26 protein-coding genes and 1 tRNA gene are annotated in these 24615 nt (G+C 61.6%); 17 read left to right on the plus strand and 10 right to left on the minus strand.

The window, feature by feature from the left end; translation table 11 throughout:
- Positions 1–15: 15 nt before the first annotated feature.
- The 3 genes from ACX3VQ_RS06415 to ACX3VQ_RS06425 form a co-directional block, all read right to left on the minus strand.
- Complete coding sequence (locus ACX3VQ_RS06415) at positions 16–2994, minus strand: TonB-dependent receptor (protein WP_462580066.1); 2979 nt, start codon at positions 2992–2994, stop codon at positions 16–18.
- Positions 2995–3288: 294 nt separating this feature from the next.
- Positions 3289–3471, minus strand: a complete 183-nt coding sequence (locus tag ACX3VQ_RS06420) for a hypothetical protein (protein ID WP_462572595.1) — start codon at positions 3469–3471, stop codon at positions 3289–3291.
- 139 nt (positions 3472–3610) lie between these two features.
- Positions 3611–3687: transfer RNA gene (locus ACX3VQ_RS06425), tRNA-Arg, on the minus strand.
- Between the two features lie 184 nt (positions 3688–3871).
- Here ACX3VQ_RS06425 and ACX3VQ_RS06430 point away from each other — a divergent pair.
- The 9 genes from ACX3VQ_RS06430 (at position 3872) to ACX3VQ_RS06470 (ending at position 12124) form a co-directional block, all read left to right on the plus strand.
- Positions 3872–4255, plus strand: a complete 384-nt coding sequence (locus ACX3VQ_RS06430) for a hypothetical protein (protein WP_462570921.1) — start codon at positions 3872–3874, stop codon at positions 4253–4255.
- A gap of 38 nt (positions 4256–4293) precedes the next feature.
- On the plus strand, positions 4294–4797 hold the full coding sequence (locus ACX3VQ_RS06435) for an MmcB family DNA repair protein (protein ID WP_462580068.1): 504 nt from the start codon (positions 4294–4296) through the stop codon (positions 4795–4797).
- Between the two features lie 59 nt (positions 4798–4856).
- The gene (locus ACX3VQ_RS06440; RefSeq protein WP_462580069.1) at positions 4857–5576 is read left to right on the plus strand and encodes a sterol desaturase family protein; all 720 of its coding nucleotides are present in this window, start codon (positions 4857–4859) and stop codon (positions 5574–5576) included.
- Entirely contained in the window at positions 5576–6019 is a 444-nt protein-coding gene (locus tag ACX3VQ_RS06445) for a DUF2141 domain-containing protein (RefSeq protein ID WP_462580070.1), read from the plus strand. The genes ACX3VQ_RS06440 and ACX3VQ_RS06445 overlap by 1 nt, the downstream gene beginning before the upstream one ends.
- A gap of 156 nt (positions 6020–6175) precedes the next feature.
- The gene (locus tag ACX3VQ_RS06450; RefSeq protein ID WP_462580071.1) at positions 6176–8044 is read left to right on the plus strand and encodes a PAS domain-containing protein; all 1869 of its coding nucleotides are present in this window, start codon (positions 6176–6178) and stop codon (positions 8042–8044) included.
- A 91-nt stretch (positions 8045–8135) separates the two neighbouring features.
- Positions 8136–9053, plus strand: a complete 918-nt coding sequence (locus ACX3VQ_RS06455) for an alpha/beta hydrolase (protein ID WP_462580072.1) — start codon at positions 8136–8138, stop codon at positions 9051–9053.
- A gap of 12 nt (positions 9054–9065) precedes the next feature.
- Entirely contained in the window at positions 9066–10421 is a 1356-nt protein-coding gene (locus ACX3VQ_RS06460) for a M48 family metalloprotease (protein WP_462580073.1), read from the plus strand.
- 30 nt (positions 10422–10451) lie between these two features.
- Positions 10452–11144 (plus strand): DsbA family protein, encoded by a 693-nt coding sequence (locus tag ACX3VQ_RS06465; RefSeq protein ID WP_462570915.1) that lies wholly within the window; start codon positions 10452–10454, stop codon positions 11142–11144.
- The gene (locus tag ACX3VQ_RS06470) at positions 11144–12124 is read left to right on the plus strand and encodes a hypothetical protein (RefSeq protein WP_462570914.1); all 981 of its coding nucleotides are present in this window, start codon (positions 11144–11146) and stop codon (positions 12122–12124) included. The genes ACX3VQ_RS06465 and ACX3VQ_RS06470 overlap by 1 nt, the downstream gene beginning before the upstream one ends.
- A gap of 3 nt (positions 12125–12127) precedes the next feature.
- Here ACX3VQ_RS06470 and ACX3VQ_RS06475 read toward each other — a convergent pair whose 3' ends face one another.
- A complete protein-coding gene (locus tag ACX3VQ_RS06475; RefSeq protein ID WP_462570913.1) occupies positions 12128–12724 on the minus strand; it encodes an HD domain-containing protein in 597 nt (198 codons plus the stop codon).
- Positions 12725–12820: 96 nt separating this feature from the next.
- Between ACX3VQ_RS06475 and ACX3VQ_RS06480 the strand changes: the two genes are divergently transcribed.
- The 4 genes from ACX3VQ_RS06480 (at position 12821) to ACX3VQ_RS06495 (ending at position 16609) form a co-directional block, all read left to right on the plus strand.
- Positions 12821–14059 (plus strand): sensor histidine kinase, encoded by a 1239-nt coding sequence (locus ACX3VQ_RS06480; RefSeq protein WP_462570912.1) that lies wholly within the window; start codon positions 12821–12823, stop codon positions 14057–14059.
- Positions 14056–14853: a LytR/AlgR family response regulator transcription factor gene (locus ACX3VQ_RS06485; RefSeq protein WP_462570911.1), complete on the plus strand. Its 798-nt coding sequence runs from the start codon at positions 14056–14058 to the stop codon at positions 14851–14853. Before ACX3VQ_RS06480 ends, ACX3VQ_RS06485 begins: the two co-directional genes overlap by 4 nt.
- Before the next feature lie 102 nt (positions 14854–14955).
- A complete protein-coding gene (nadC, locus tag ACX3VQ_RS06490; RefSeq protein ID WP_462580074.1) occupies positions 14956–15819 on the plus strand; it encodes a carboxylating nicotinate-nucleotide diphosphorylase in 864 nt (287 codons plus the stop codon).
- Between the two features lie 103 nt (positions 15820–15922).
- Positions 15923–16609, plus strand: coding sequence for a ribonuclease T2 family protein (locus tag ACX3VQ_RS06495; protein ID WP_462580075.1), 687 nt, complete (start codon positions 15923–15925; stop codon positions 16607–16609).
- Here ACX3VQ_RS06495 and ACX3VQ_RS06500 read toward each other — a convergent pair.
- Positions 16606–17073: a DUF1203 domain-containing protein gene (locus ACX3VQ_RS06500; protein WP_462580077.1), complete on the minus strand. Its 468-nt coding sequence runs from the start codon at positions 17071–17073 to the stop codon at positions 16606–16608. The genes ACX3VQ_RS06495 and ACX3VQ_RS06500 overlap by 4 nt on opposite strands.
- Positions 17074–17172: 99 nt before the next feature.
- A complete protein-coding gene (locus ACX3VQ_RS06505) occupies positions 17173–17640 on the minus strand; it encodes a nucleoside deaminase (protein WP_462570907.1) in 468 nt (155 codons plus the stop codon).
- A gap of 165 nt (positions 17641–17805) precedes the next feature.
- On the opposite strand from ACX3VQ_RS06505, the gene rpmB reads away from it, so the two are divergent.
- Positions 17806–18096: a 50S ribosomal protein L28 gene (gene rpmB / locus ACX3VQ_RS06510; RefSeq protein WP_462570906.1), complete on the plus strand. Its 291-nt coding sequence runs from the start codon at positions 17806–17808 to the stop codon at positions 18094–18096.
- Between the two features lie 93 nt (positions 18097–18189).
- Here the strand turns inward: rpmB and ACX3VQ_RS06515 are convergent, their stop codons facing one another.
- From ACX3VQ_RS06515 to xseA, 3 genes are read right to left on the minus strand one after another with little or no spacing between them, the layout of a single operon-like run.
- Positions 18190–19164: a M23 family metallopeptidase gene (locus tag ACX3VQ_RS06515; RefSeq protein WP_462580078.1), complete on the minus strand. Its 975-nt coding sequence runs from the start codon at positions 19162–19164 to the stop codon at positions 18190–18192.
- Positions 19164–19367, minus strand: coding sequence for a DUF2093 domain-containing protein (locus ACX3VQ_RS06520; RefSeq protein ID WP_462570903.1), 204 nt, complete (start codon positions 19365–19367; stop codon positions 19164–19166). Before ACX3VQ_RS06520 ends, ACX3VQ_RS06515 begins: the two co-directional genes overlap by 1 nt.
- Positions 19368–19403: 36 nt before the next feature.
- Complete coding sequence (xseA, locus tag ACX3VQ_RS06525) at positions 19404–20873, minus strand: exodeoxyribonuclease VII large subunit (RefSeq protein WP_462580079.1); 1470 nt, start codon at positions 20871–20873, stop codon at positions 19404–19406.
- On the opposite strand from xseA, the gene purD reads away from it, so the two are divergent.
- The 3 genes from purD (at position 20872) to ACX3VQ_RS06540 (ending at position 23504) form a co-directional block, all read left to right on the plus strand.
- On the plus strand, positions 20872–22146 hold the full coding sequence (purD, locus tag ACX3VQ_RS06530; RefSeq protein ID WP_462580080.1) for a phosphoribosylamine--glycine ligase: 1275 nt from the start codon (positions 20872–20874) through the stop codon (positions 22144–22146). The two genes, xseA and purD, sit on opposite strands and share 2 nt — an antisense overlap.
- A gap of 67 nt (positions 22147–22213) precedes the next feature.
- Complete coding sequence (locus ACX3VQ_RS06535) at positions 22214–22597, plus strand: c-type cytochrome (protein WP_462580081.1); 384 nt, start codon at positions 22214–22216, stop codon at positions 22595–22597.
- Positions 22598–22679: 82 nt separating this feature from the next.
- On the plus strand, positions 22680–23504 hold the full coding sequence (locus ACX3VQ_RS06540; RefSeq protein WP_462570896.1) for a hypothetical protein: 825 nt from the start codon (positions 22680–22682) through the stop codon (positions 23502–23504).
- Here the strand turns inward: ACX3VQ_RS06540 and ACX3VQ_RS06545 are convergent, their stop codons facing one another.
- A complete protein-coding gene (locus ACX3VQ_RS06545; protein ID WP_462580082.1) occupies positions 23505–24515 on the minus strand; it encodes an adenosine kinase in 1011 nt (336 codons plus the stop codon).
- Between the last annotated feature and the right edge of the window lie 100 nt (positions 24516–24615).

The raw sequence follows: 24615 nt of genomic DNA on the forward strand, positions 1-24615 counted from the left end.
ATCAACCCCTGAGCGTTAGAAGCTGAAGCGAACACCGCCAGCATAGCGTGCATAGCCCGGTGCTGCAAAGAACACAGCCTGGTCAGCGCGCATATGGCCGCGACGATCTTCGTTCAGGATGTTGATGCCTTCGACGAACACTGTGAACCCTTCACGGAACTCATAGCTCGCACTGACGTCAAACTGACCGTAGGATTCGACGTAGAACGGGTCGAACCCATAACCGGACAGGAATTCATCGCGCCAGTTGTAGGCAACACGCGCCTGGATACCGTCCTTGTCGTAGTACAGAACCGCGTTGGCACTGTCGCTGACGCCGGTGACGGCAAACTGCGGATTCAGGAACTGCTGCGTGTTGTCGTAGCTCGTGTCTGAATTCACCACGGTGTAGTTCAGGATCACACCCAGCCCGGTGTCCCACAAGCTGTGCTGGATTGCGAATTCCCAACCCGTGAGGTTAGCAGTGTCGTCGCTGTTGGCCGGCTGAGTGATAGTGAACACCACGTCCGGATCAGCAGCCTGACCGATAATCCCGGTCGGGGCGCCTGCTCCGTTGTACTGAACAACGCTCGGGTTGTTGGCATCGAGCCAGTTCAGGATATCACTGAAGCCCGGGTTGCCACCAAGAGCAGCACGCGCCTGTTCAACCGCTGCACCCTGTGCCGGGTTTGGCAGATCGAACAACGAACCCTGAATTGGTGCGCTGGCGATGAAGTTGCTGACGTTCTTGCTGAAGAAACCAACCGAAACGTAGCTTGATGTGTCGTAGTACCATTCAGCCGACAGATCGATGTTCTTCGACTTGTACGGCAGCAGGCCGGGGTTACCGCTGCTGGCAGTGCTGCCCCCAAGCGGACGCAGCGGCTGGTTGACGGTCAGGCCACCCTGCATGCTGGTGTAGTCCGGACGCGTGATGGTGTGGCTGTACGATGCGCGCAGCACGACATCATCCAACGGCTCAAGGCTGAAATCGATAGCCGGAAGCCAGTTATCGTACTTACCGCTAAGCGTGGTGAAGTCCGAACCGCCTCCGAACACCAGGTTCATTTCGTTATCAGCAACCCAGACAACACCGGTCGGGATCGGCACGAGCGCGGACGAATCGATCTCTGTCTCTTCGTAGCGCAGCCCCATCCGCAGCGTTGCCCTAGCTTCGCCAAGGTCAAATTCATGCGACGACTGGATGTACGGCGCAATCGTCTTTTCCTCGATGCGGCGATCGGTAGTGTAAGCCGCAAGGCAGGTCCCTGCCACCTGCGCATTGGAACAAATGCCCAGCTGCGTATCAAGCAGGCCGATCAGTTCTTCGGTGCTGACCTTGAAGTAGTTCGGGATGATCGAAGGATCATTCGAACCACTCATGCCAGCAAGATCGTTCGGAAGATTCGTCATTTCATACAGATCGTCCGGCGTTTCGGCTGCAGAAAGCGTGCCGCCCCAGGTGTCATTCTGAATCACACCAAAGGCCGAACGGACCTTGTTTTCGATGTAGGTCACCCCGAAGTCGATACTTTCGATGAACGAGGCATCGAAATCGTAACCGCCACGGAAAGTGAATTCAGTGATGGTATCCTTCATGTAGGCGTTACGGAAGGCGTTACCCGCAGGGCGGATGTTCGATGCCTGAACTTCCGAACCCGGATACATGTTGACCGAAATCACCGGCATATCCGTCGTGTAATCGACGCGCTGGCTTTCCACGCCATAGACGGCGCTGCCGACAGCGATGTTGCTGCCAAATGGCGAAGTCGGCTTGCTTTCCGAAGTCGAACGGTGCGCATCCAGCTCAAGCCGCAGGCCACCTTTGTCCCATGCAAGGTTACCACCCAGCGACTTCAGGATCGTGCGGTTGGCCGCAACAGCGCCGGTGATCGCCAGATCCTTGTTTTCGCCGGCGCCGAAGGTTTCACCGTAGAAGTTCGGCCCAGCGACCGGACCGTCGGTCCAGCTACTCTGCGTTGTATTGTGGTTGAACCAAACGCCGATGCTGCTGGTACGTGCATCAATGGTGTTCTGAGCATAGGTGAAATCGATGCTACCCGTCAGCGAGTCCGTCGGTGCGAATTGCAGCACGGCCTGACCGTTGATACGTTCACGATCAATGTCGGTGAAGTCATAACCAGCGTTCTGCGTGGTCTGGTAGATATCGTCGCCCATGGGACCGTTTTCGATAGTGCTTGCAGCGCGCCAGTCGTTTGGGTCACCATTTTTCAGACCACCCCATGACCATGCATCGGTGTTGGGCGTATAACCCTCACGCCAGCCGGCGTTAAATTGAGCGAGGCTCGCCTTACGCTTCTGATATGAACCACTAAGGAGAATGCCGATTTTGTCGTCGGCAAAAGTCTGCGAGATGATGCCTGAAACTTCCGGCGTGATGTCGGTGCCTTCGAACGAGTTGTCGTACACACCCTTGACGCCGATACTGCCCTGCAGGCCCGGACGGTCCAGAGGCTTGGCAGTCTTGATGTTGATGACAGAACCGATACCACCGGTCGGCAGAGATGCGCGACCCGACTTGTAGACCTCGACCCCAGCGATGCCTTCGGAAGCCAGATTGGCAAAGTCAAAGCTGCGCGATGCAGGCGCTTCGCAGCAACTGCCAAGGCCCGAAGCCGGCATCTGACGACCGTTCAGAACAACCAGGTTGAAATCCGGTCCAAAACCACGAACGGTAACAGTTGAACCTTCACCGCTGTTGCGATCGATCGACACACCGGTGATACGCTGAAGCGATTCAGCAAGGTTGGTGTCCGGGAACTTACCGATGTCTTCGGCCGAAATCGCGTCGACCACACCAATAGCCTCGCGCTTCACGTTCATCGATTGCTGCAGCGAGGCACGGATGCCGGTTACGACAATCTCCTCACCTTCCGCGACCTCCTCGTCTGCGCCCGCATCCTGTGCGACCGCAGTTTGCGCAGTGAGACCCAGGGCAAGAACCGAGGCCCCCGCCATGAACTTCACGCAAGCGGGCTTACGCTTCCAAGTCATTCCAATACTCCCTCCCAAAGACACGCAATAATATTACGCGCGTGACGACTTATGTGAACGTTCGCATAATTGAGAACGTTCACTCGGTCAACAGCGGCGTAGCTTCGGTTATTCGGATTTCGTGCCTGATTGTGGCGTGCTTGCCACAAATGCGCGATAGGCAGATCGCAATTTTCCTTGGGAAATCATCACTGCTGCCAAGGCCGGCCGGGCCTCGGTAGGCTGTTTATGAATTCGCATGCATAGACCGGATGAAGCCTTGCGCAGGGCCGGGCGGCCGGCGAATCAGCTGCGCTAGCGGTTTTGTCGCCCTTCGATCAAGTTGTCGACGACACCCGGATCGGCAAGAGTCGATGTGTCGCCTAATGCACCGAAGTCATTCTCCGCGATCTTCCTGAGGATGCGCCGCATGATCTTGCCGCTGCGTGTCTTGGGTAAGGCCGGGGTGAAGTGCAGATGGTCAGTGCATCGGCCCATCGTGCCACCATCACAACTGAAAGCGAACGGCTAAGTTAACTCGAAGGAGTAGATAGAAGCGAACTGCCCTATGGCCTAGCCATGGCCTGCCCGGGCGCTTAGTGCTGGCGGGTGGGTTGGTCAAAAATGACTGAAATTATGGCGCACCCGACAGGATTCGAACCTGTGACCTCTGCCTTCGGAGGGCAGCGCTCTATCCAGCTGAGCTACGGGTGCGTGGCGCCGTCAGCGACAAGCGAGCGGCGCGCTTAGCAAAGCAATGCAGCGCCTGCCAGCCAAAATCGCGCCGGGCCCCAGGCTACAAGCATCGCCGCTGCTCGCAAGCACAACCATGCGCAGTTAACGCGGCTGGCGGCGCTGTTAGGGAATTGGCAAGCCCACCGCGCTAATCCGAGTCGTCATGTCGGAATCCGCCACCATTGAAGCATCCCCAGCTAGCGAAGCGAAGCTCTTTGCCCGGCGCTGGGGCGCGCTGCACGAAACCGGCAAGGAAATCGGGGCAATGGCCGCGCTTGCCCCTGAACCCCTTGATGGCACGCTGGCAATGTTTCCCTCACGCATCGAAGAGATTGGCGGCGCCCGGCTTGCCCTGGCGCGCGACGCCCTGGCCGATATCGACGCGATCCTGCAACCAGGCCTTGCCGCCTTGCGCACGATACAGGCCCGCGGACAAGACACCACCGCGCCCGCGCTGGCGCTGTGGCGCGAGTTCCACGCCCTGCGCACCGCGCTGATTGGCCTGGCACATGAGAGTGAAGGCGAGCCCTCTTCGGTTGCCGCCTGAGGCTTGACGCTGTTCGCTCTCTGTTCCATTCTGGCATTATGCCGAACCCTGCCGTAGCCACACCTGATTCGCTTGTTGCAGCCCTGCCCGATGCCCTTGCCGTCGCGCGCGGTGTTGGCCGCCTGTTTGCGCGCAACGATATCTGGTGCCTGCCCGAAATGCCGCTGCGCAATGGCCGCCGCGCTGATCTGATGGGAGTGGATTCCAAAGGGCAGATCGTGATCGTGGAAATAAAGGTGGCGCGCAGCGATCTGCTGGGAGATGCGAAGTGGCCCGAGTATCTCGACTTTTGCGACCGGTTTTTCTGGGCGCTCCCACCTAGGCTGGACCGCAGTCCGCTCGAAATCGAGGCCTTTCGTCCCGATTGCTGCGGCGTGATCGTGGCCGATGGCTATGATGCGGAAATCCTGCGCCCGGCCCCCCTCCAGCCACTCAATGCAGCGCGCCGCAAGAAAGAGCTGGAACGGCTCGCGCGGGCGGCCTTGCGGCGCCACGCCGGATTGATCGATCCGCACTGCGCCAGGCTGGCCGGGGCGCAATAGGTGGAGCCCCCAGAGCGCGGGGCATCGCCATTCGTCTCCATGCTCGCTAGAACACCGGCATGTTGCCCGGACTTCTCCTCTCAGCCATCGCCATGAGCGCCATCATTGCACTGCGCTATTTCGCCAGCAGCGGGCTGTTCGCCTGGATCACCAGCAGGCTGCGCCCAGGGCAATATGCCGGGATGCGCTCGCAGATTCGCAAGGAAATCGGCTGGTCACTGGCTTCCGCGGCAATCTATGGCGTGCCGGCAGGAATAGTGGCCTGGGGCTGGCAACAGCGGGGCTGGACTGTGATCTACACCGACATTGCAGCCTATCCGCTGTGGTACGTGCCGCTATCGCTGGCGATATATCTGTTCGCGCATGACACCTGGTTCTACTGGACCCATCGCTGGTTGCACCGGCCGCGCCTGTTTCGCCTGGCCCATGCGGTGCATCATGCCAGCAAACCGCCCACTGCATGGACGGCGATGAGTTTCCACCCTATCGAAGCTGTGCTGGGCGCGGTGGTGATCCCTGCGCTGGTATTCGTGGTACCGATCCACGCCGGTGCGTTGGCGCTGGTCCTGGCGATCATGACGGTGATGGGGGTCACCAATCATATGGGCTGGGAGCTTTTTCCGCGCTGGATTGTTCATTCGCAACTGGGCAAATGGCTGATAACCGCCAGCCATCACGAGCGGCACCATGAGGAATATCGATGCAATTACGGTCTCTATTTCCGTTTCTGGGATCACCTGTGCCGCACCGACCGGGGTCTGACGGAAAAATTCGCTTGATGCGCGCCGGTCCTGTCAGCCTTGCGGTCATGGCAATGGTGATCGGCGCAGCCGCACCGCCCCGGTCTGGCGAAATCGCGGTTACGGCCACCGGCCTGCGCGTTACGAAGGGGACGGTACTGGCCTGCATGACTGCCAGGCCGGAAACCTTCCCGGATTGCGACAAGGATCCCGCTTCCTATCGCGCGACGGCCGCTGCTGCAGAAGGCAAGATCGAATTGCGCTTTGCCGATGTTAAGCCTGGCCGTTATTCGATCGCCTTGCTGCATGACGAGAATGACAACGGCAAGGCCGACCGCGTGCTGGGTATTGCCCCGCGGGAAGGTTTTGGCTTTTCGCGTGACGCCAAGGTCAAGATGGGCCCACCATCGTTTAACGATGCCGCGTTCGATTACGACGGGGACGGTGCGTCGCTAACCATCAGGATGCGCTATTTGTTCTGAGCCGGCGCTGAATTGCAGCCCGTGTCCCCGCCTTGCGAGGAGTGATGCTGGGGCTCCCATTGCAAGGCTGTATGCTTTTTATCAGGGCTTAACGGTAAATTTACCATGGTCCGTCAAAACCCTGTCTGACTGAACTTGCAGGAGTAGTTTTGGGCCATGGACAGCTTGCGCGGCAATTTCGATGCGCCGGACTTCACCGAGATCTCGAACGATTACGATCTTGGAGACGATGACGGCACCCGCGACCTGCCCCCGGCAGCGATCGGCCAGGACGAGCGGCGCATGCAGGTGCGCGCCTACAATCACTGGGCGAGCATGCTGGGTGAGCACAGCTTCCCGTCAATCGAAGACCTCCACCCGGAGAACCTGCCTGATTTCGGCCCCTACAGCGTGCTGCTCGACTTCTCGACCGGGATCGAAGACCCGGCGATCCAGTTCCTGGGCGACGAACTGGCCGCCGAATGCGGCACAGACGGGCATATCGCCCGATTGTCAGACGTTCCCAGCCGCTCTTTGCTGAGCCGGATAACCGACCATTACCTGCAGATTCTCGCCAACCAGGCGCCGATCGGATTCGAAGCCGAGTTCGTCAACCAACGCGCGGTGACAATCCTCTATCGCGGCATCCTGCTGCCTTATTCCAGCGACAATGATACGATCGACTTCATTTACGGCGTGATCAACTGGAAGGAGATGGCGGGCCAGGACAAGGCCGACGAATTGCTGCTCGAAATCGACCAGGCAATCGAAGCCGAAGAAGACGAGCCGGTCAAACGCGATAATGATCCGGTGACCGATTGGGCCGACGGGCCAAGCGCGGATCGCGATCTCTCTGCTTCCACACCTGCACCAGTGGCGGATGAAGAATCCAATATCCGTGACATCGGCGGCTTCGGCGCATCCTTCGGCCGATCCTTCGGCATCGGCAATGACGCGGAAGCGCAAGGCATGCCTGAGCCCGCCTTTGGCGACTACTCGCTCGATGACGAGGATGCGCTCGACTTGTCCGAGATCGCCTTTGGCGACTACTCGCTCGATGACGAGGACTTCGGCGATGAAGAGGGTGAGGAAGAAGCCAATTATGATTTCGCTTCGCTCAGCGATCATATCGCCACGCCCACCAAGAAAGCGCTCTCGCTCGATCTTGATGATCTGGTGCCGTCAGATGCACAGGATGACGAGGATGAAGAGGCAGGCGACGAACCCGGCTTCGAAACCGACCTCGAAACCGGCTACGAAACCGACTACGATACCGGCCAGGAACCCGGCTACGAACCTGAGGCGCCAACGGTCGCGCCCGCTCGCGAAGAGTTTGGCCGCGCTGCAGCGCAAAGCGAAGCAGAATACACACCCGCACGCTTCGACGAAGAGCTCGCCGCCGAAGAAGACGAGGTCGAATTCAGCGTCGACTTGTCGCAAGATGCGGGCCTGTATGATTACCTTGCCGCAGCTCGTGAGGCCGCGCAGCACGCCAGCGATTGCGAGGACCGCGGCCGTAGAGCGCTATATCTTGCGGTAGGCCAGGCTTACGACTTCTCTGTTGCGGCGCAAGAGGCACCCGACGACTATGCCGAGCTGCTCGCCGAATGCGGGCTGGAAGCTCAGGCGCGTGCGCCCATGACGCCAGTGGTAAAGCTGGTTTTTGGCGCCGATTACGACAAGACGCGCCTGACCGAATATGCGGCCGTGCTGAGTTATGCCCACCGCGTAGGTATCGCTCCTGGCGGCCTGGCCGATTATATCGCGCAGGCACGCGGCGGCCTGAAGGGCGTGGTCAGCGCCGAACGCCGCTGGCGCAAGGAGCAGGCCGGGCAGGATATCGAGCCTGAAAGCGAAGTGCGCGGCGCGCTGGCCAAGAAGCTGCGTAAGCTCGCCCCGCAGGAATTTTCCGACATCGCAAGCGCTGGCGAAGAGTTCGCGCTGGTGATGATCCGCCGCACCGAAGCCGGCGAAGTCGTGATGCTGGGCGAAATCGAACAGGATGTGCCGTTGATCGAGCGCGCCGCGCGCAAACTGCTCGGCTGATTGCCCCGCCACACCTACGGTTCACTTCCCGCTGGCCAGCGCTTTCGGCGCGCGATAGGGCGCATCCATGGCAAGGCGGAGGCGGCGCGGCATGATCTGGACAATCGGCGGGATACTGGCGATTGCTGCGCTGGCCGCGATAGCAATGCAAATCGCAATCTGGCGCAACGGCCCGGCGGTGGTCGACGCCATTGACCGCATAACCGGCGGCCAGCGCGGAACGGCCAGGCTGGCCGAGGTCGCGCTCGGCCCGTCGCCGCAGCACAAGGCGATCGTGTTCGGCCCGGCCAACCGGCAGGCTGGCGAGGCGCGTCCGGTGCTGCTTTTCGTGCACGGCGGCAGCTGGAACAAGGGCAGCCCCGACGATTACGGTTTCATCGGTCGCGCTTTCGTGCCCGAAGGCTTTGTTGTGGTGCTGGCGGGTTACCGGCTCCACCCCGAAGCGGTCTATCCCGCGATGCTTGAAGATACCGCCGCCGCAGTCGACTGGACCCGTGCCAATATCGCGCAATATGGCGGCAATCCCGCGCGGATCGTGCTGGCCGGGCATTCTGCCGGCGCATACAATGTGGTGATGACCGCGCTCGACCAGCGATGGCTGGCGAATGGCGAGACAGCCGAGCCTCCCATCGCCGGTGTGATCGGGCTGGCAGGGCCCTATGACTTTTATCCGTTCGACAGTGATTCGACCCGCGCCAGCTTCAATCACGTCGCGCGGCCCGAAACAACTCAGCCGGTCAACCATGTTCGCGCCGACGCACCGCCCAAATTGCTGATCCATGGTGAGCGCGATACACTGGTGCGCCCGCGCAATACGCGTGAATTGTCCCGCCGCCTCAAAGCTGCTGGGGCTAAAGTGGAAACCCTGTTCTTCGCCGATATGAACCACAATGATCCCTTGCTCGCGCTGGCAAACCCTTGGCGGCGCGATCGCAAGCTAATCGATGCGGTGGTCAATTTCGCACGCAATGCCACAGCTTCAGTTCCAGTTCAGGACAAAATCAGTTAGCACGGTGGCATCATGCGATTGCTGAGTCATATTGCCGCTTTCCTTGCCGTGTTGCTGCTTGCGGCGCACCCCGCCGTCGCACAATCGGTGCTGCGCGATGCCGAAACCGAAGCCCTGCTGGCCGATATGGCTGCGCCACTGGTTGATGCCGCAGGGCTTGCCCCGGGCAATGTCGATATCGTCCTGATCAATGATCCCTCGATCAACGCATTCGTTGCTGGTGGGCAAGCGGTCTATATCCATGCCGGGCTGATTGACGCGGCGGACACCGCCAACGAGGTGCAGGGCGTGATCGCACACGAGCTGGGCCATATTACCGGCGGGCATGTCGTGCGCTTCAGCGAAGGCGTCAGTGCCGCGAGCAATATCTCGATCCTCAGCCTGCTGCTGGGCGTTGGCGCGGCACTCGCTGGCGGCGGCGAGGCGGCGATGGGCGTGATGATGGCCGGCCAGCGCGCGGCAATGGGCAAATTCCTTGCATTCAGCCGCGTGCAGGAGGCTTCGGCCGATGCGGCTGGTGCCGAATATCTCTCGCTCGCGGGAATTTCAGGCCGTGGAAGCCTGGACTTCTTCGGCAAGCTGCAGAGCCTGGAGTTCCGCTATGGCGTGAGCCAGGATGATGACGCCGCCTTCACCCGCACACACCCCCTTTCTGGCGATCGCATCGCGCGCCTGCGCGAAACCTATATTGTCGACCCCGCATGGGAGGCGCCCGGCGATCCGGTGCTGCAAGCCCGCTTCGAGCGCGTGAAGGCCAAGCTGTCAGGCTATCTTGCCGATCCAAAGCGCACCCTGACCCAATATCCGGCGACCGACAGCAGCATTCCGGCGCATTATGCCAGGGCCTATGCCTATCACAAGAGCGCGCTGATCGATCAGGCTTTGGCAGAGACGGACAGACTCCTCGAAATCAGCCCGAAAGACCCCTACTTCCTGGAACTTCGCGGCCAGGTGCTGCTTGAATCCGGCGATCCTGCTGGCGCACTGCCATATTTGCGTGAAGCCACCGAATTGACCGGCCACAATCCGCTGATCGCTTCGATGTTCGGCCATGCCCTGATCGCAACCGAGGACAAGTCGCGCTATGACGAGGCCGAGCGGGTGCTGCGCGCGGCCGTTGCGCGCGACCGGCTCAACCCGTTTGCCTGGTACCAGCTTGGCGTGGTCTATGCTGCACGCGGCGACATGCCCCGGGCAAGGCTCGCCAGTGCCGAACAGCAGGTCATGAACCGCCGCTACGCTGAAGCCCTGCGCAGTGCGCAGGCCGCCGAGGTAGGTCTGGAGCCTTACACACCTGACTGGATCCGCGCGCAGGACATCGCCCTTCAGGCCCGCGCCTCGCTGGAAGAAATCCGCGACCGCAATTAGACCGCACCACTGGAATTACGGATGACCCCTATGTTCAAACAATCCCTGCTGACTGCCGCACTGGCCATGCTGTTCGGCTTTGCAGGTGCGGCTATATGGTCATATTCAGGCCTGGGTGATCAGCGCACCCGCAGCTATCTCGTCGCCAATCCCGAAATCCTGCCGGAGATGGCCGAAGCCTATCAGGAAAGGCAGGCGCAGGAACGGCTTGCGGGCATTTCGGATCAGGTGATGGTGCCCTTTCCCGGCGCCGTGATCGGCAATCCGCAGGGTTCGAAAGTCTTGGTCGAGTTCACCGATTACAATTGCCCCTATTGCGCGATGAGTCAGGCCGATGTGCAGCGGCTGGTCGAATCCGATCCCGAAGTGAAGGTTGTGATCCGCGAATGGTCGATTTTCCAGGGCAGCGAAATCGCCTCAAAGATGGCGCTCGCCGCAGCCAAACAGGGCAAATACCCTGCCTTTCACGATGCCATGTTCCGCCTTGGCCCGGTCTCACCCGAAAGTGTCGAGGCAGCCGCACGCGAAGCCGGGCTCGATCTCGAGCGCGCACGTACCGATGCCGAATCGGAAGAAGTGGCGCAGGAAATCGCCCGCAACCATGCCCTGGCCAGCCAGCTGGGCTTTACCGGCACGCCCAGCTGGGTGACGCGGGACCGCGCCTTCGAAGGTGCCGTGGGCTTTGGCGCACTCAAGGAAGCGCTGGAACCAAGCGGTAGCTGATGCCTGCGGCCCGCGCGCTTGCCCTGGCCTTGTCTGCCGCGCTTGCTGCGGCGGCAACTCCTGCTTCAAGCGCCAAAGCTGGCAGCAACACCCCTGCGCTCGAGCGGTTTCAGGCCCAGCAACAGGTTGAGCAGCGCGTTCAGGACATCGGCTGGCGCCTGGTCACCGGGAACAGCCGCTTCTGCGATAATGTGGTGCCCGCGATCGGCCTGTTGCTGCACGACATGGCGAGCTATCGCGAACCAGCCGCAGTGCGGAACCTGCTGGGGCTCGAGAGCGATTTCGCCGTGCTGGCCGCAGCCGAGGGGTCACCTGCCGCTAAAGCTGGGTTGGCTACAGGCGTCGAAATTGCCGCCATTGACAATGAGGTGCTCTCAAGCTGGCCCTCGCAAACGCATGGCGACTGGCGCCGGACAGTGCGCGCGCATGATCTGATCTCTGCGCGGCTCGCAACTTCTGGAGTAGTCGTTCTGCAGCGCCGTGAAGGCAGCCGGGTGAAGCTGGCCGGCGAACCTGCCTGCGCCTCGCGTTTCGAAATGGGCGGCGGCGGCAAGGGCGCGCTTGCTGAGGGTATGCGGGTGATTGTTGAACGCGATTTCCCGGGACTGGGTTATCCTGAAGACGAACTGGCCGCCGCGCTGGCGCACGAGCTGGCGCACAATCTGCTGCGGCACAGGATATGGCTCGAGCGCGAAGGGCGCGGTCGCCGCAACATCCGCCTGACCGAGCGCGAGGCCGACCGGCTGATGCCGTGGCTGCTCGCCAATGCCGGTTACCAGCCGTCAGCCGCGTCGCGCTTCATGGCACGCTGGGGCCCGGACCATTCGGGCGGGATTTTCCGCAAACGCAGCCATGACGGTTGGGACGAGCGGCTCGAATTCATCGAGGCCGAACTGGTACAGATCGACAAGGTGAGGCATGCAGATGGCAGCGCTGATTGGCACAGCCATTTCCGGCGCGATATTGATCCGGACCAATGAGCCTCAGTCGTCGATCACCTTTGCGTACATCGAGTTTATCGGCTTTTCCATCACCCGTCGCAGCATCGGTTCGAAGAAGCTCAGCGGCGCGCTGTCATAGCCGGGATCGAACGCCGCCTGATCGTATTTCTCGCAAAAATGGGCACAGGCCTCGAAGTGCGGATGACCGCGATATTGTTCGCGGATATCGCGATCCATGCCAACGTAATGGAAATAGTAATAGCCCTGGAAGGCGCCATGCTTTTCGCAGATCCAGTGGTATTCTTCCGGCACGAATGGCTTGATGATCGCGGCGGCTACATCGGGGTGATTATAGGTGCCCAGTGTGTCACCAATATCGTGCAGCAATGCCATGACGATATATCGCTCGTCGCGCCCGTCACGATGCGCGCGAGTCGCGGTCTGCAGCGAATGCTCGAGTCGACACACCGGGAAGCCGCCAAAATCCCCCTTGAGCAGCTTCAGATGATCGAGCACCCGATCCGGCAAGCCCTTGGCAAAGGTGCGATACTGACTGCCTATGATTGCCCAGTCTTCCGCAGTGCCTTCTGTCATCGCGGTGAACTTGGCGCGCTCTTGCGGATGTTCGATCGTGGCCATGATTCCTCTCCTTGCTGGTGACCAGTGTAGCCCGCGCGACGGTTGGCCGCAAAACAAACTGCACCCCGCCTGCCAAATCGGCTAAGGGGAAGCGCTATGGCAGTGCTGCCCTTCCGTCCCACGCCCTTCTTTGCCAACAAGAATCGGGCATTCTGGAACCTCCAGCTGGTCGGCTGGGGCGGGGCATTCCTGCTGCGCGCGAGTGCCGCAATCGCCAATGGCCAGCCGTGGGACCTGCTGGCGGTTATACTGGTCACGACCATCACCGGCTTTTCGATCAGCATGGTGCTTTCGGTCGTGTTCCGTCAGTTGATCGACAGGCAGCCGCTGGTGGCATGGGGCATGACCGTTGTAATCTTGCTGGTGGCAGTGATAGTGCATGCCTCGATCGATGCCTGGGTGCAGGGCATCTATTTTGCCGGGATTCGCGAGACGACATTTGCCCAGCGATTCATCGGCCTCTCCTATATTCCGCTGACGCTGCTGGGCGGATGGAGTGCACTCTACTTCGCAATCAATTACTTCCTCACCGTAGAGGAACAGGCGGATCGGCTAGAGCGGCTGGAAGCACAGGCCACGAGCGCGCAGCTGGCCATGTTGCGTTACCAGCTCAACCCGCATTTCCTGTTCAACACGCTGAATTCGATCAGCACTCTGGTGCTGCTGAAGCAGACCGAGCCGGCCAATGCCATGCTTTCGCGCCTGTCCGCTTTCCTGCGTCATACGTTGATCATGCAGCCAGGCAGCCAGGTCACGCTGGCGCAGGAGGTTGAAACCTTGCAACTCTATCTCGATATTGAGCGTATGCGCTTCGAGGATCGCTTGCGCACCTGTTTCGATATCGACGATGCTGCACAGGAGGCTCTGCTGCCTTCGATGCTCCTGCAACCGCTGGTGGAAAATGCAGTCAAATACGCAGTTTCGCCGCAAGAGGAGGGCGCGCGCATTTCGCTCACTGCCAAGGTTCAGGGCCACCGGCTGCGGATCAAGATCGAAGACACCGGTCCCGGGGTTTCCGGCCAGCGCCAGGGAGATCTGCTGCGCTCTGGCGAAAAGCCAGACGAGACCATGTCGACCGGTGTGGGCCTTGCCAATATTCGCAACCGTCTGATCCAGGCTTATGGTCCGGATCACCGCTTTGAAACCCGCTCTGGCGCTGGCGGCGGATTTACTGTGTTGATCGAAATACCGTTCGAGACAGCACGACAGGATTCGGCCGATGCGGAAGAAACGCCCCAGCCCCAGCCCCCAACCCCACCCCTGCCGGCACAGCTGGCCAAGCAGGCGCCCGCCATGGCATTCTCGCCAATCCGCAGCATGGAACCCAAAGCATGACAATCCGTACAATACTGGTCGATGACGAGAAGCTGGCTATCCAGGGCCTGCAACTGCGACTCGAACCGTTCGAGGACATCGAAGTGATCGCAACCTGTTCGAACGGGCGCGAGGCGATCCGCGCGATCAAGACCGAAAAGCCCGATCTGGTGTTCCTTGATATCCAGATGCCTGGTTTTGACGGCTTCGGCGTGGTCAAGGGCGTGATGGAGATTGAGCCGCCGTTGTTCGTATTCGTCACCGCCTATGAAGAGCATGCAATCCGCGCCTTCGAGGCCAATGCGGTCAATTACCTGATGAAGCCGGTTGATACCGACAAGCTGGCCGACACAATCGAACGCGTGCGTCAGCGCCTGGCCGAAAAGAAATCGGCCGAGGAAGCGGACAAGCTGATGAATGTGCTGGCCGAAGTCGCGCCCGAGATGGCGGTGGAATTTTCCAGCGGCGAGGCCGAAGCCAGCGACCGGTTCGAAAAGCTGATCAACATCAAGGACCGCGGCCAGATTTTCCGCGTCGAAGTGGATACGATCGAACATATCGAAGCCGCAGGCGACTATATGTGCATCTATACCGGCGACAATTCGCTGATCCTGCGCGAAACCATGAAAGACCTCGAGCGGCGGCTTGATCCGCGCACCTTCCAGCGCGTTCACCGCTCGACCATCGTCAATCTGAACCAGGTCCGCCAGGTAAGGCCGCACACCAATGGCGAATGCTTCCTGGTGCTCGAAAGCGGCGCCGAGGTGAAGGTTTCGCGCAGCTACCGGGATGTCGTGGCGCGCTTCGTGCATTGACCCCGCCGCCCGTCATTGCGAGGAGCGCAATCGACGAAGCAATCCATAGCGCCGTGGATTGCCGCGCGACCTTCGGTCGCTCGCAATGATGAGGGATAAGGCTTGAGCACGTTCACTCTTCCCGGCTTTGATCTGGACGCATTCGTGCGTGAGACTCTCGCCGAAGACCTTGGCACAGGGCTTCCCGGCGGCGGGCATGACGTCACCAGCGAAAGCGTGATCCCCGCCGATGCACGCTTTTCCGGCGTGATGGACAGCCGCGATGCGATCACCGTTGCCGGGCTTCCGATTGCCGAGGCCTTCTTCCGCGCGCTCGATCCCGACATGGCGATCGAGCTGCTGGTCGGCGAGGGCGAGCAGGTGCCGCCGGGCACGGACCTGATGCGCCTTAACGGCAATGCCCCCGCCATGCTTACGGCCGAACGCAGCGCCTTGAACACTGTGCAGCACCTCTCCGGCATCGCCACGCTGACCCGCGAATACGTGCGCGCGATGGACAATCCCGATTGCACCCTGCTCGACACCCGCAAGACCATCCCCGGCCTGCGCCACCTTGAGAAATACGCCGTGCGCATGGGCGGCGGCAGCAACCACCGCATGGGGTTGTGGGATGCGGCGATGATCAAGGACAACCACGTGCTGGTTGCCGGCAATGTCGGCGAAGCGGTGCGCCGCGCGGTGGCGGCGGGGGTGAAGGAAATCATCTGCGAAGTCGACCGACTGGACCAGATCGAACCTGCGCTGGCAGCGGGCGCAACGCGGCTGCTGCTTGATAATATGGACCCGCCGACTTTGCGCGCAGCGGTTGGCATTGTGGCAGGCCGCGTCCCCACCGAGGCTTCAGGCGGAATCAATCTTGAAACCATCAAGGCCAAGGCAGCAACCGGCGTGGACTATGTCTCGGTCGGGCGGCTGACCCAGAGTGCGCCAGCCGCCGATATCGGGCTGGACTTCACGCTGGAATAGGTTGGTGCCCAAAGTCGTCATTGCGAGGTGCCGCAGGCGACGCGGCAATCCAGCCCGGTTGCATGCTTGCGCTCTGGATCGCCGCGCGACTTCGTCGCTCGCGATGACGGTCCTTTTGCTGTTGTTCCCGGGAATTGCGTCAGCCCAGGCCTATCAATGCCGCATGCCGCAAAGTGTCAGCGTGCCGCAGGTGCGCGCCGACGGGCCGACGCGGCAGGTCCCCGTCACCGGCTATACGCTTGCACTCAGCTGGAGCCCCGAATTCTGCAAGAACCGCGAAATGGACGCGCGCCAACGCCTGCAATGTTCGGGCCGCAACGGTCGTTTCGGCCTCATCGTCCACGGACTGTGGCCTCACGGACGCAGCACCTGGCCTGAGTGGTGCCAAACTGCGCGAACCGTCAGCCCGGCCGAGGTGCGCCGCAATTTGTGCATGACGCCCTCTGTCCGGTTGATGGCGCGCCAATGGGCCAAGCATGGTTCTTGCATGGCGGCGCGGCCCGAGTCCTATTTCAAGGCCGCCCGTATCTTGTGGAACAGTCTGCGCATCCCCGATTATGACCGGCTTTCGCGCCAGAATGGGCTGACCGCTGGCGATATTCGCCGCGCATTCTCCGATGCCAACGGCAGGCATTGGGAGCCCGATATGATCGGGGTAAAGCTCAATGCACGCGGCTGGCTCGAAGAGCTAAGGCTTTGCTACGGCAGGGACTTCATGCCCAAACGCTGTGACCGCACGCGGTTGGGCGCGAAGGACAATACGCCTGCCAAGATCTGGCGCGGCCTCTAGGCGCGTTCGACCCGGCCCGAATAGCAGCCCCGCGCGGCATTATGCACATGCAGGTAGGAAACCGCAGGATCCGCCAGCAGGCGTTCGAACATGGTGGCCGCCTCGCGGCCATCGACCAGCGCCGCGTCCCGCATCATGCCGAGGTCGTCGAAAGCGCGTACCGAGAGCTGACGAACCGCCATCACTGCAGGCACCTGGTCGATCTCGTCATAGGCTTTCCGCGCGCCCTCGCGCACGAAGATCGCGTGGTTGGAGCGATAAGGGCTATCGACCGGAAGATGCTCATGATTGAGCAGCAACAGGGGTTCGCCGGGTTGCGCGTCGCGCATTTCAATTCGGTCCGGGAAGCCGGGGGATGAATCGGCGCGGTAGCGGAGCACGCCCTGCGCCCTCAACTCCTCGTCGCTCAACCCATAGAGGTGGACGAACTGATCGGCTTCAAGCCCCTTTACGCGAAATGACATGGCGTTTCCTTTTCAATTCGCGCAGCATGGAGCGGGAAACCGGACTCCGCGTCCCGCTTCTTGCGTTCAAACGAAAAAGGGGGCCGGCAATTGCCGGGTTTACCGCCGCGCCTTGAAGAAATCCCTGAGCAATTCTGCTGCTTCGGCCTCGCCCATGCCGCTATAAACCTCGGGTCGATGGAGGCATTGCGGATGTTCGAACACCCGCGCGCCATGTTCCACCGCACCGCCCTTGGGATCGGGTGCCGCATAATAGAGCCGGGCAATCCGCGCGTGGCTGATCGCCCCGGCACACATCGCACAGGGCTCTAGCGTGACATAGAGGTCGCAGCCGCTGAGCCGTTCGCTGCCGAGCTTCGCCGCCGCTTCGCGCAGCGCGACAATCTCGGCATGGCCGGTGGGATCGGGCGGAATGCGGGTGCGGTTGGCGGCGACGGAAATCACCTCGTCCCCGCGCGCCACCACCGCTCCGATCGGTACCTCACCTTCCGCAGCGGCCGTGCGCGCGGCATCGAGCGCCAGTTGCATCGCTTGCGGGATCGGCCACCGGGTTCCTTGGCGGGTCATAACTGCGCGCTAGCGGCACTCGCGCCATGCCGCAACTTTGCTTGACGATTCGGGAAGCCGCCGCTATGCGCCCGCCTTCCCGGGAAACCTGACGGTTTCATACCGATTGTGAGTGGCCGCCCGATTCGTTCGGAAGCCAGCATTAGAGAACGAACGAGAGATACCATGTCGCGTATTTGCGAACTGACCGGCAAGGGCCGCCAGGTGGGCCACAATGTGAGCCACGCCAACAACAAGACCAAGCGCGTGTTCCTGCCGAACCTGCAGAACGTTACGCTGCTGAGCGAAAAGCTGGGCCGCGGCTTCAAGTTCCGCGTCTCGACCAATGGCTTGCGCTCGGTCGAGCACAATGGCGGGCTCGACAACTGGCTGTTGAAGACCAAGGACGAGAAGCTAAGCGCGCGCGCGCTCAAGATAAAGCGCGAGCTGAAAAAGGCTGGCAGCGAAGCCGCCTGAACTCTCCCCGCAAGGGCTATACGAAATCAAACGGGGCGTGCAGGGTAACCTGCGCGCCTCTTTTCATGCGCATTCCTCTTCCTTGCGAGGGCATCAATCGCTGGCAGGAATTGCCGCTTGGCTAGCCGGCCGAAGAAACAGCAGCGGATCGAGCCGCGCATCGCGCCATTTGAGGCTCCAGTGCAGGTGCGGGCCAGTGGCGCGCCCGCTGGCGCCGACATTGCCGATATGCTGGCCCTGCCTGACCTGATCACCCTCGCGCACGAACAGCTGCGAGGCATGCAGGAAGGCACTGTTGAGCCCCTGGCCATGGTCGATGATAAGCAATTTGCCCTCAAGCGAGAAATCGTCCGCCGCCAGCACCACCACACCGTCAGCCGGCGCAGCAAAGGGCGTGCCCGCGCCGGTCGCGATGTCGAGGCCGGAATGGTAGCTGCCCGGCTCGCCGCGATATATCCGCTGCGATCCGAAGCGCCCTGAAATGCGGCCATTTACCGGCCAGATGAAAGGTTGCCGCCAGCCTTGCGCCCCGGTTTCCTTGGCGCGCGCAGCATGGATCGCGGCCAGTTCTGGGCGGCGGCGCTCCAGGAAAGCCTCGCTTGTTCCGCTCGGCCGCATCGCGACATCGACATGCTCGATCTGCCAATCCCCCGCGGCCAATTCGATCCGATGCCGATATTCGGAACCGTCAGCCAGCATCGCGGTGAGCAACATCTCGCTGGGCGCATCACGATCAAAACCGGCGAAGAATCGGCCATTGTCATCGAGCGCAAGTTCGGTCCCGTCGAGCCGGACCGATTTGGCCTGAGAGGTGAACTGGCCGCGCATCCAGCCGCCCTGAGCGAGATTGGCCACCATTTTCAGCTTGGCCTCGGACGACCCATCTCGCGGTTCCGCTTGCGGTGGGGGCGCGTCAACGGCGCCCTGCGCCAGATCAATCGTTAACAGCGGTGCCGCAAGAACAGGGAGATAGCCCGGCTGCGCTGTGGTGTTCTCACGGTTTTCGCAAGCCCCAAGCCCGAGCAAAGCGGCAAGAGCAACAAGTGCTCCGATCGCCCGCAGCTGCATCAAATCTGTCCGGTCAGCCGCCGGGTCGCAATCTCACAGCTGGCATAGGCTTCCTGGAATTCCGCGCTCCAATAGCGCAACTCCTCAAGCGCAACCGGTTCGCCGCTGATCGCGCAGCGCACGAATTTCCCGCCGCGCAGCACCTTGAACGCGCTTGGACCGTAATAGAGCTTGGCCTCACCATCGCTTGACGACATCAACATGCCCCGGTTTCTAGCAAGTGATTACCGAACCTGCAATTAACCGAACAGATCATCCTGCCTGGGTGAGGTTGGGGCCGCCTTGCGGGCCGGGTTGCGGGGCCTGGATGCTGGCTGGGTTCCATCGGCCTGCACCACATCGAGCCGCCCGTCTGCAAATTGCAGCACCAATGCCGCCTCCTTCGCTGCCAGCTCGCGGCTGGTCAGGGCCTTGTCACTCGCATCGCGAACGATTGCATAGCCGCGCTTCAGCGGCTCTTCGGGATGGAACTGCTGCGCCAGCCGCGAGAGAGCGGCGAGCGCTTCGCGCTTGCGGTCAATTGGCGCGGTGACAAGCGCGGGCCTGAGCCGGGCGCGTTCAAGCTGGCCCTTTGCATCGGCCAGGTTCCGCCTCAACAGCACCGGCGCGAGGCGCGAGGAGACCCCGGCAAGCCTTTCGCGCCCCTGCCCGGCCCTGTCGCGCAAGGCGCGGCGCAGGCGCTCGCCAAGTTCGTCGAGCCGCTGCGAATATGGCTGGCACAATTGTTCAGGCCGGGGCATGCGCCGCATTCGCGCCTCAAGCCGCTCGCGCCCCAGCTCAACCGGGCGCAGCACTGCGCGCTGCTGGCGATTGACCAGATCCGCCACCGTCGCAACAAGGTCGGCACGCACCGGTACCGCCATTTCTGCGGCGGCCGTTGGCGTAGGCGCGCGGCGATCGGCGGCATAGTCCGCCAGCGTGGTATCGGTCTCATGCCCCACGGCAGATATCACGGGGATCGGGCAATCGGCGATGGCGCGCACCACAATTTCCTCGTTGAAGGCCCACAGATCCTCGATCGAGCCGCCTCCGCGCGCGACGATCACCACATCGGGGCGCGGCACCGTGTCGCTCCCATCGAGCGCGGCAAACCCGCGTACAGCATCGGCAATCTGCTGCGCTGCGCCCTGCCCCTGCACCAGCACCGGCCACACCAGCACATGGCTGGGGAAGCGATCCGCCAGCCGGTGCAATATATCGCGGATCACCGATCCGGTGGGCGAGGTCACCACGCCGATCACGCGCGGCAGGAAGGGCAGCGCCTGCTTGCGCTCGCGCGCGAACAGCCCCTCGGCCTCGAGCTTCAGCTTGGTCTTTTCGAGCAGTGCCAGCAAGGCGCCTTCGCCTGCGATCTCCAGGCTGTCGATCACGATCTGGTATTTCGAACGCCCGGGAAAGGTCGTCAGCTTGCCGCTGGCGATAACCTCGATCCCGTCTTCGGGCAAAAAGGGCAGGCGCTGCGCACTGCCGCGCCACATCACCCCGTCGAGCACGGCATTCTCATCCTTGAGCGCCAGATAGAGATGCCCCGATGCGGCGCGCTTCACCCCCGAAAGCTCGCCGCGCAGCCGGACAAAGCCGAAGCGATCCTCGACCGTGCGCTTGAGCAATGCCGAAATCTCGGTGATCGAGAGCGGTGCGGCGTTGTCGCCCGGCGGCGTGCGCGCTACCAGCCCGTTTGACTGATCATCGGAGGACGCGGCGGCCATGAATATCCTTTTGCTCGGTTCGGGTGGGCGCGAACATGCGTTGGCATGGAAGCTTGCGCAATCCCCCGGCTGCACAAAACTCTATGCTGCCCCCGGCAATCCCGGCATTGCCCAAGAGGCAGAGCTGGTCGGCCTTGATGCAACCGATCATGCCGCAGTCATCGCATTCTGCCAGACGAAGGAGATTGGCCTGGTTGTGATCGGGCCGGAGGCTCCGCTGGTCGACGGGCTGGCGGACAGTTTGCGTGCGGAAGGCATCCCCGTATTCGGACCTTCGCAGGCGGCCGCGCAGCTTGAAGGCAGCAAGGGTTACACCAAGGATTTGTGCGAACGCGCAGGCATTCCAACCGCTGGCTATGTTCGCACGGCTTCGCTTGAGCAAGCGACGGCAGCGCTCGATCGCTTCGACGCCCCCTTTGTACTGAAGGCTGACGGGCTGGCCGCGGGCAAGGGTGTGGTGATCGCGGAAAACCGCGCGGAAGCCGAAGCTGCGCTGGCCGACATGTTCGGCGGCAGTTTCGGTGAAGCGGGGGCCGAGGTGGTGATTGAGGAATTCATGGCGGGCGAGGAGGCCAGCTTCTTCGCGCTGACCGATGGCACCACCATCGTTCCGTTTGGCACGGCGCAGGATCACAAACGGGTGGGTGATGGCGACACCGGCCCCAATACCGGCGGGATGGGCGCCTATTCGCCCGCCCCGGTGCTGACCAGCGAATTGCAGGCGCAGGTAATGCGCGAAATCATCGAACCGACCGTGCGCACCATGGCAGCCGAAGGCATGCCCTATTCGGGTGTGCTCTATGCCGGGCTGATGCTGACAGATACCGGCCCCAGGCTGATCGAGTACAACTGCCGTTTCGGTGATCCCGAATGCCAGGTGCTGATGATGCGGCTGGAGAGCGATCTGGCAAAGATTATGCTCGCCTGCGCCACTGGCAAGCTGGAGGGCGTGACAGGCGAATTTGCCGATGAGACAGCACTGACCGTGGTCATGGCGGCCAATGGCTATCCTGGCACGCCAGTAAGGGGCGGCGCAATCCATCTGCGCGATGCCGAGGGACACGGCGCCAAGATATTCCATGCCGGCACTGCAATGAAGGACGGCCAGCTTGTCGCCAGCGGTGGGCGCGTGCTTAATGTCACTGCAACGGGTAAGACTGTCCTTGAGGCACAGCGCACCGCCTATGAAGCGGTGGGTCGGATCAGCTTTCCCGGCGGCTTCTGCCGCCGCGACATCGGCTGGCGCGAAGTGCTGCGCGAAACGGAAGTTTGATCGCGGTCATGGACTGGCTCAGAGACTTGCGGTTTGATTTACTGGGCGATGTTGGGAAGGAAGTGCAATGACGAGAGTTGGTTTCATCGTTTCCTTGGTGTTCGGCGCTGCGGCCTGCGCCTATACAGCGCCGGAAGAGGGCTTGGCGGACGCCCCTGCACCGCAGGCCATGTCCGAAGCCGAACACCACCGGCTTGCCTTCGTGCAGGCGGCATGCGGCGGCTGCCATGCGGTTGAAGTTCCCGGCCTCTCGCCCAACCCGGCCTCGCCGCCATTCGCCGATATTGCCAATCGCGAAGGGCTTTCCCGCGCCACGCTGGTCACCTGGCTGACCGATGCACACAACTATCCCGAGATGATGGATTTTGACCTGGACCCGCCGCAGGTTGAACAGATTGCGGACTACATCCTGACCCTGCAGAGCGAGGATTACCGGCGCGTGCCCGAATAGGGCCGACGCCACGCCGATTGCGGATTTCCCACCGTCCGTGCTAATATGAAATCAGGGGTCGCATCGAGAGGGGGATTACTCGATGCCTTATCGTCATGGCCACTATTTCGTCGGTTTCGTATTGCTGGTTATCCTGGCCGGATTCTGGGCCAGCTACTGGTCGGCAATCGGCAATGTTCCGCTGGCCTTCCACGTCCATGCGATCAGCTCTTCGGCCTGGTTGCTGCTGCTGATTGTCCAGAGCGTTGCGATCCATCGCCGCTCAAACGCTTTTCACAAGCAAATGGGGCTGGCCAGCTTCGCGCTCTTCCCCTTCCTGATCCTCGGCTTCATGATGATCATCGACGTTTCCGCGCAGCGCATGGCTTCGGCAGAAAATGAATTCATCCTGCACAATGGCCCTTCGTTCGGGATCGGCATGGTGATCGCAATCAGTGCCTATCTGACTCTGTTCTACCAGGCGCTCAAGAACCGGCGGAACGTAAAGCTCCACGCAGGTTACATGCTGGCCACGCCGCTGATCCTGTTTGAATCACCGTTTAGCCGCGTAATCGATCAGTTCATGCCGTGGATGAATGTGATTGGCAGCGACGGGCCGCAGGCAGTGCAGGACACGATTGTAATCAGCGACGGCATGGCAATCATCTTTGCCATGACTTTGTATTTCATGGATCGCAAGCATGGCATGCCGTGGCTGGTCGCCTCGTTCTTCATGGGGCTGCAGGCGGTGGTGATGTGGAATGTGCCCTTCATGCCAGGGCTTGATGGCTGGTTCGTCGCCTATGCGCAGATTCCCCAGGGGGTAACCTTCACTGCCGGTGTCGCAGCGGGCGCCCTGGCCGGATGGTACGGATGGCGGGCCGGCAGCAGTCGAGCAAAGCCAGCGACTGCAGCCGCCCGGGCCTGATCAACCCAGCTTTGCGTCCATCAGGGCCTTGAGGTCCACCTCGGTTCGCGCGCCATAATGCGAGATGATCTCGCACGCAGCAATCGCCCCGCGCCGCAGGCAACGTTCGAGCGGCTCGCCGCGGACGTGGCCGAACAGGAAGCCCGCAGCAAACAGGTCGCCCGCCCCGGTCGTGTCCACCACATGCTTGATCGGTTCGGCGGGCACTTCGGCGCGTTCGCCATTGCGGGTCGCGATCGCGCCATCGGCGCTGCGGGTTACGACCAGTGTCGGCACCTTGTCCTTGAGCGCGGCGATCCCCGCTTCGATATTGTCTGTTCCAGTGAGCGCGAAGAGCTCGAGATGATTGGCGAACAATATGTCGATCAGCCCATCCTCGATCAGCGCGCGGAAATCGTCGCCATGGCGGTCGATCACGAACACTTCGGACAGGGTGAAGGCGACTTCGCGCCCGGCATCCTTGGCGGTTTCAATGGCGCGCCGCATCGCCGCGCGGGGTTCTTCCGGATCCCACAGATAACCCTCAAGATAAAGCACGCGCGCCGCCGCCACGGCCTCGTCATCCAGTGCGCTGGCCGGCAGGAACTGGCTCGCGCCCAGAAAGGTGTTCATGGTGCGCTGCGCATCGGGCGTGACAAAGATCAGGCAGCGCGCGGTGGGCGGATCGGCATCGGTGTGACTGGTCGGGCGCGGGGCAACGTCGAAATCGATTCCCACGGCGCGGATATCATGCGCGAAAACCTCGCCCAACTGGTCATTCGCCACCTGGCCGATAAAGGCGCATTGCGCGCCCAGCGCCGAAAGCCCCGCCAGCGTGTTGGCAGCCGAACCGCCGGAAATCTCGCGCGCGGGACCCATTGCTTCGTAGAGTTCGCGCGCGCGGTCTGCATCAACCAGCGTCATCCCGCCGCGATTGAGCTGCAATTCCTCGATCAGTTCATCTGTTGCAGGGGCCATCACGTCGACAATAGCGTTGCCGATGGCGATTACATCATAACGGGGTTCGGACACACGAATTCCTGATTTCGTTGCTGGATCAGATATGGAAAGCGGCGCCTAGCGCCCCGCGCCGCCCGCGCCAAGGGCGGATTGTCTCTCAGTGCGTTGACTT

The sequence above is a fragment of the Altererythrobacter chaiwopuensis genome (assembly GCF_054957735.1).